The 1,075-nt window shown below is 66.0% G+C and carries 1 protein-coding gene; it reads right to left on the reverse strand.

What is annotated here, in order from left to right; genetic code table 11:
- Positions 1-1,075, reverse strand: a 1,075-nt coding sequence (locus tag ABZS61_RS34880; protein ID WP_356430569.1) for a phage late control D family protein, incomplete at both ends; no start/stop codon positions are given.

Consider the following 1,075-nt stretch of genomic DNA (forward strand, 5'->3'; position numbering starts at 1 on the left):
TCGTGGTCGATCGACGTGATCACGAACTGCCGCTGGTCGGTGGGCTGCATGTCCCGTTCGGGATCCCCGGTCAGCGTGACCCATGTGCCGACGGCAAGGTCGCGTACGCTGCTCACGCCGTCGTAACGCTCGGCTTCGAACTGATGCGCGAGCATCCGGGCGCGCGTGAGGCGCTCGTGATCGCTCCACGAGTCGCCCGCATGCGGGATGTCGATCGCGACGTCGGTCAGCAATTGCGCCAGGTCGTTGCCGGCCTCGCCCTGGTCGAGGCTCGCCGCGACCATCGACTCGTCGATACGCGCTTTCTTGTAGTCCCACGACGGGCGACCGACCTGACCGGGTGTCAGACGCTGATGCAGGGCGAACAACGTGACGGTGTCACGCTCCTCGGTCGCGGCGTCGCGCGGATGCAGCCGCACCGTACCGGCCGGCGCCTGGGGCAGCGACATCGGATCGTCACAGCACACGAGCGTATGCGCGGGCGTGTCATCGTGGCTATTGCCCTTGCCCGCGCCGGCCTTGGCAAACACCGTGATGCCCTCGCGTCGCAACAGGCGGCGCACGAACTTCGCATCCGATTCGTTGACCTGGCGTGTCAGTTCGCGCGCCGGATATCGGTCGCGACTCAAGCCCGACAGGTCGAACTCGAAGGCCGCCGCCAGCGCCGGGCTGCGCTGACGCCATTCAGTAAACAGTGTCGAGAGGATGTCGACGACGCTGCTCTGACGGAATACGCGGGAATTCGTGCGCTTGTCCATCAACGACAGGGCATCGCATACGGTCAGTTGGTACACGCACAGCTCGCCGTCGCTCTGGCCGACCTGCACGTCCTGGATGATCGCGTTGACGAAGTGCAACTGCCCCCGATCGGTGACGAGCCGGATCGAGACAGGGACGCCGAGAAACAGCCGCGGCGGCAGGTTGTGGCGCGCCGACACGCAGGTCAGATGCCCGCGAATGCCGGTCATCAACCCTTCGTGCACGTGCGCGTGCTGCAGCGCAAGCAAGTGCCCCAGTGCGTCTTGCGCCTTGCCGAAATTCAAGGCGACCGGTCGACGGCTGGAACCGTCGACCG

The sequence above is a fragment of the Streptomyces sp. NPDC005566 genome (assembly GCF_040605575.1).
In the GTDB taxonomy this organism is placed as follows: Bacteria; Actinomycetota; Actinomycetes; order Streptomycetales; family Streptomycetaceae; genus Streptomyces.